This window comes from Streptomyces sp. NPDC054872, assembly GCF_053610705.1.
In genome coordinates this window covers 1-6,396 of record NZ_JBSGYY010000085.1, presented here as the reverse complement: position 1 = coordinate 6,396, position 6,396 = coordinate 1, and the positions used below count along the sequence as shown (strand labels likewise).

Sequence of the window (6,396 nt, the reverse complement as noted above, 5' to 3'; positions counted from 1 at the left end):
ATCCGGATGCGAGGCAACCACCGCCTCCACCTCACCGAGCTCCACACGGAAACCACGGATCTTCACCTGGAAGTCCGCACGCCCCAGGAACTCCATGCTGCCGTCCGCCCGCCACCGCGCCAGGTCACCCGAGCGATACATCCGCTCCCCCGCACCCGCGAAGGGGTCGGGCACGAAACGTTCGGCTGTCAGGCCCGGACGATTCAGGTAGCCGCGGGCCAGTTGCGCGCCCGCGAGGTAGAGCTCGCCCGCGACCCCGGCCGGGGCCGGGTGCAGGGTCTCGTCCAGGACATAGACGCGGCTGTTGGTCACCGGCCGGCCGATCGACGGCACCACCGGCCACTCCGCCGGATCACCCTCCAGAGACAACGCCGTCACGACGTGGGTCTCGGTGGGTCCGTAGTGGTTGTGCAGCCGCCGCCCCGGCACCGAGGCGAAAAACTCCCGCACCGGGCCGTGCAGTGTCAGCGCCTCGCCGGCTTGGGCCACCTCCGTCAACTCGGGCAGGCGAAGGCCGAGTTCGACTGAGGCCTCCGCGACCGCCTCAATGACGAGGTTCGGCGCGAACAGCTCGTTCACGCCGCGCCGGTCGAGCCAGCGCACCAGTTCGGCGGGATCCTTGCGGACGTCTTCACGCGGCAGCGCGAGAATGCCGCCCGACCACAAGGCCGTGAAGATCTCCTGGGCGGCCACGTCGAAGCTGATCGAGGTGAAGTGGGCGGTGGTCACCCCGGTGGCCATTGCGGACGTCACCGTGTCCCGGCTCCCCCGCCCGTGCCAGGCAAGCAGGTTGGCCATCGCCCCGGCACGGAACATCACGGCCTTAGGACGCCCGGTCGATCCGGACGTGTACATAACGTAGACCGGGTGCTCAGGCAGCAGCGGCACGCCACCGCGCTCCTGGTCAGACAGGTCCACGTCCTCGTACGCGGCCACCGTCCCCGCCGTGACCTCGGCACCCCGGCCGGCCAGCCCCTCGGGCAGCCGCGCCAGAGTCTCCGCCGAGCCCAGCACACACACTGGGTCGGCGTCCTGGAGCATATAGTCGATGCGCTCGGCCGGGTAGGCCGGGTCGACCGGCACGTACGCCGCACCCGACTTCACCACGGCCAACAGAGCCACCGGCAACCACTCCGAACGCGGCAGCATCAAAGCCACCACACGCTCGGGGCCCGCTCCCCGCCCGACCAGCAAGCGCGCCAGACGGTTCGCCCGCGCGTTCAGCTCGGCGTACGACAGTTCCACACCCTCGTACACGACCGCCGTCGCCTCGGGCGTTCGGGCCACCCGATGCTCGAAGGCCTCCGGCAACGACACCCACGGGACCTCAGCCGCCGTGGCGTTCCGTACCTCCAGCAGGTCGAGGTGCTCGGCGTCCGACAGCACCGCCAGCTCGCCCACCGGACGGCCGGCGTCGGCGACCGCTCCGGCCAGCACCCGGCCGAACCGGTCCACCAGCCCCTCGGCCGTCGCGCGGTCGAAGAGGTCGGTGGAGAACTCCAGGACGCCGGTGAGGCCGTCGGGGCGACCGTCGGCGGTGCGCTCGGCGACGCTGAGGAACAGGTCGAACTTGGCAGAGCCCGCCGCCGCGAGGCTTTCCACGCCGAGACCCGGCATGGTGAGCTGGGCCTGTTCGTTGTTCTGGAAGGTCAGCATCACCTGGAACAGCGGGTGACGCGACAGAGACCTTTCCGGGTTGAGGATCTCCACCAAGTGCTCGAAGGGCACGTCCTGGTGCGCGTAGGCGGCCAGGTCAGTCTCGCGGACCCGCTCCACCAGCTCGCGGAAGGTGGGATCACCGGACAGGTCGGTGCGCAGCACGAGCGTGTTGACGAAGAAGCCGACCAGGTCGTCGAGCGCCTCGTCCGTACGCCCGGCAATCGGCGTACCTATCGGGATGTCGGTACCGGCACCCATCCGGGACAGCAGCGCCGCGAACGCCGCTCGCACCACCATGAACACACTGGCGCCGGACTCCCGGGCCAGCTCGGTCAGGCCCGCGTGGACCTCCGGGGCCACGTCCAGCCGTACCTGGTCGCCATGGAAGGACGCCACCGCCGGTCGGGGGCGGTCGGCCGGGAGGGTCAACTGCTCGGGCAGGTCGGCCAGATGGTTTTTCCAGTATGCGATCTGGCGGCCGAGCACGCTGTCGGCATCGGACTCGTCTCCGAGCAACTCCCGCTGCCACAACGCGTAGTCGGCGTACTGCACCGGCAGCGGCGCCCAATCGGGAGTACGTCCGGCGGCCCGCGCCCCGTACGCCTCCGCCAGGTCCCGCGCCAGCGGCGCCATCGACCAGCCGTCACCGGCGATGTGGTGCAGCACCACGACCACCACGTGGGATCCGTCGGGCAGGGCGAACAGAGCGGCGCGGAGCGGCGGCTCGGACCTCAGGTCGAAGCCGCGTCCCGAGGTCTCCGCGATCGCCGCGTCGACGTCCGCGTCGGAGATCTCCCGGACCGGCATTTCCACCGTGGTGTCCGCCCCGTCGAGGACGCGCTGGACGGGGACGCCGTCCGCACCCTCCGGGAAGACCGTGCGCAGCGATTCATGACGTACGACGACGTCCCGCAGGGCGGTCCGCAGCGCGTCCCGGTCCAGCGCGCCCGACAGCCGGAAGGCGAGGGGCACGTTGTACGTGGCGGCCTCCGCGCCCTCGAAGCGGTTGAGGAACCACAGGCGCGACTGGGCGAAGGACAACGGCACCGCCTCCGGACGCACCGTCGGGGCCAGGGCGCGCCGTGGCGTCCCGGCGCCCGCGATGCGCTCGGCGAGCCGCGCCACCGAGGGTGCGTCGAACAGGTCCCGCAGCGGCACCTCCACGCCGAGGACGGTCCGGATCCGGCTGACCACGCGGGTCGCGAGGAGCGAGTGCCCGCCCAGGTCGAAGAACCCGTCGTCGATGCCGACCCGCTCCAGGCCGAGCGTCTCGGCGAAGATCGCGCAGAGGGCCTCCTCGCGGCCGTCACGGGGGCGGCGCTCCGAGGCCGTGTACCGGGGAGCGGGCAGCGCACTCCGGTCGAGCTTGCCGTTGGGGGTCAGCGGCAGCTCGGGCAGGGCGACGACCGCGGCCGGGACCATGTAGTCGGGCAGGAGCGCTGCGACTGAGCGGCGCAGCTCGGCGGGGTCGACGGTTGGCGCCTCCGAGGCTGCGGCCTCGCCGGGGGCGGGTGCCTCACCGAGGGCGGCGGCTTCCCCGCGTGCGGGCATCTCTTCGCGTACGGGCACGACGTAGCCGACCAGGCGCCTGTCTCCCGGGCGGTCCTCGCGGATCACCACGGCCGCCTGGGCGACGTCGGGGTGGCGGGTGAGGGCGGCCTCGATCTCGCCCGGCTCGATGCGGAAGCCGCGGACCTTCACCTGGCCGTCGGCGCGCCCGGCGTACTCAAGACTGCCGGAACCGTTCCAGCGGGCGAGGTCCCCGGTGCGGTACATGCGCGAGCCGACAAGACCGTAGGGGTTGGCCACGAAACGCTCGGCCGTCAGGCCCGGACGGTTCAGGTAGCCGCGGGCCAGGCCACGTCCCGCGATGTACAGCTCTCCGGTGGTACCGGAGGGCACCGGCCGCAGCGCCGCGTCGAGGACGTACGCCTGGGTATTCGCGAGGGGGGTGCCGATGGACGGATTGACGGCGAGGGAAGCACCGCCGGGCGCGGCGGCGTTAGGTGCGGTCACCTCGGCCAGTGTGGAGACTATGGTCGCCTCGGTCGGGCCGTACTCGTTGACGACGCCGGCGGCATGGGCGCACAGGGTCTCGGCCAGGGCGGCGGTCAGCGCCTCGCCGCCGGCCACCGCGCGCAATCCGCGGACCATGTCGGGGTCGTGTGTCACCAGGGTCTGCCAGAGCGACGGCGTCGCGTTCATGACGGTGGCGCCGGTCTCGCAGATCAGCCGTCCCAGCGCCGCCGGCCGGGATACGTCGTCTCGGTCGGCAAGGACCAGGCGGGCACCGGAGATCAGCGGCAGCAGCACGTCCATAGTGGCGAGGTCGAACGCCGCCGTCGTGACGGCTAGGAGTCGGTCGCCCGGTGTCACGGGGAGCCGTTCGCGCAGCGCGACCAGCTGGTTGACCAGGCCGGCGTGCGGAACGACGACGCCCTTGGGGGTGCCTGTCGAGCCCGACGTGTATATCACGTATGCCGCGTCGTCGGCCGCCGCGGCGGAGACCGGGGGCGCGCCATCCGCGTGACCGGAGGAGCCGTCCGCGCCGCCGGAGAGAGACCGCGCCATCTCGTCCGGGCCGAGCACGAGTTGCGGGGCAGCGTCCTTGGTCATGAACTCAATGCGCGTGGCCGGGTGTTCGGGGTCGATGGGCACGTAGGCTCCCCCGGCGTTCAGCACGCCGAGGAGGGCGACCACCAGGTCGACCGACCTGGGTAGCATCAGCGCCACACGCCGGTCGGGGCCGACGCCACGGTCGACGAGCCAGTGGGCGACACGACGAGCGCGTGCGTCCAACTCGGCATAGGTCAGAGTCTCTTCGCCGTGCACGAGGGCCGTGGCTTCGGGTGTCGCAGCGGCCTGCCGCGCGAAGAGGCCGGGCACGGTGAGGTCCGGGGCCGGAGCCGCCGTGTCGTTAAGCCCGTACAGCAGGCGTTCTCGTTCGCCCGGCCGGAGGACGTCGGCAGCGCCGATCCGCAGCGCAGGGTCGCCGACCAGGTGCCGGAGCAGTCCGTGGAACCGCTCGACCATGGCCTCGACGGTTCCGTGGTCGAACAGGTCGGTGGCGTAGCGGAAGGCACCCATGAGTCCGGCCGGCGCACCGGCGTCCGTACGCCGCTCGCCGAGCGTGACGGCCAGGTCGAACTGGATGACATCCACGGGTGTCGCGGCGGCGGACACGGAGAGGCCCGGCAGGCTCAACTCGGCCCGCTCGTTGTTCTGGAAGGCGAACATCACCTGGAACAAGGGGTGGTGAGACGTCGACCGGACGGGGTTTAGGGCCTCGACCAGCTGCTCGAACGGCACGTCCTGGTGGGTGTGCGCCCCCAGATCGGTCTCGCGCACGCGGTCGATCAGCTCGTGGAAGGTGGGGTCGCCGGACAGATCGGTGCGCAGCACCAGGGTGTTGATGAAGAAGCCGACCAGGTCGTCCAGTGCCTCGTCCGTACGACCTGCGATCGGCGAGCCAATCGCGATGTCCGTCCCGGCCCCGAGCCGAGACAGGAGCACGGCGAGGGCCGCCCGCACGACCATGAACTCGCTGGCGCCGCGGGAGCGAGCGAGACCCGTGATCCTGCGATGGAGGTCCGCGTCCAGGGTGAAGGGGACGAGGCCGCCTCGGTTGGTGGGGACGGCGGGGCGAGGACGGTCGGTAGGCAACTCCACCTGCTCGGGCAGATTGGCCAGTTGGTTCCTCCAGTAGCTGAGCTGACGGCCGATCGGGCTCTCCGGGTCGGTCTCCTCACCGAGGGCGTCACGCTGCCATAGCGCGTAGTCGGCGTACTGGACCGGCAGTGGCGCCCACTCCGGCGCGCTCCCGGCGGCGCGGGCGGCATAGGCGGTGGCCAGGTCGCGCGCGAGGGGGCCCATCGACCAGCCGTCACCGGCGATGTGGTGGAGGACGACCACCAGGACGTGCGTGGTCTCGTCGACGTGTGTGGTCTCGTCGATCGCGAACAGCTGAGCACGGAGAGGGATTTCACGGGTCAGGTCGAAGCCCTGGCGTGCCGCCTGGGCGATTGCTTCGGCGACCTCGTGCTCGTGAATCCGCCGGGTCGGGAGCCCGGCCTCGGTGTCGCCGGGAGCGGTTCCGGTGACGGTCCCGGCGGCAGTCATCCCGACGGCGAGGCGTACGTCCTGGTAGGGGGTGCCGTCGGCGGCTTCCGGGAAGACGGTGCGCAGGGCCTCGTGGCGGGCCGTCAGGTCATTGACCGCCGCGCGCAGGGCGTCGCGGTCGAGCGTCCCGGTGAGACGCAGCGCGATGGGGATGTTGTATGTGGAGGATTCCGCGCCTTCGAGACGGTTGAGAAACCACAGGCGTCTCTGGGCATACGACAGGGGTACGCGCTCGGGACGCACAGCGGGGCGCAGCGCGACCCGCGCAGAGTCCGCCTGCTCGATCCGGTCTGCGAGTTGGAGCACGGTCGGGCCCTCGAAGATCGCGCGGAGGGGGAGTTCGACGTTCAGGACGGTGCGGATACGGCTGATGACACGGGTGGCCAGCAGGGAGTGCCCGCCCAGGTCGAAGAAACTGTCGTCGATGCCCACGCGGTCCGCGCCGAGCACCTCAGCGAAGATCTGACACAGCGCACGCTCACGCTCCGAACGCGGCGCACGGAAGGCCACGACCGCCACGTAGTCGGGGGCGGGCAGGGCGCGTCGGTCGACCTTGCGGTGCGCGGTCAGCGGCAGCCCGACCAGCGTGACGACCGCGGCAGGCACCATGAACTCCGG

Annotated in this window: 1 protein-coding gene; it reads right to left on the bottom strand. The window is 71.4% G+C overall.

The window, feature by feature from the left end:
• On the bottom strand, positions 1-6,396 hold a 6,396-nt coding region (locus ACWGIH_RS43355), incomplete at both ends, for an amino acid adenylation domain-containing protein (protein WP_453452783.1).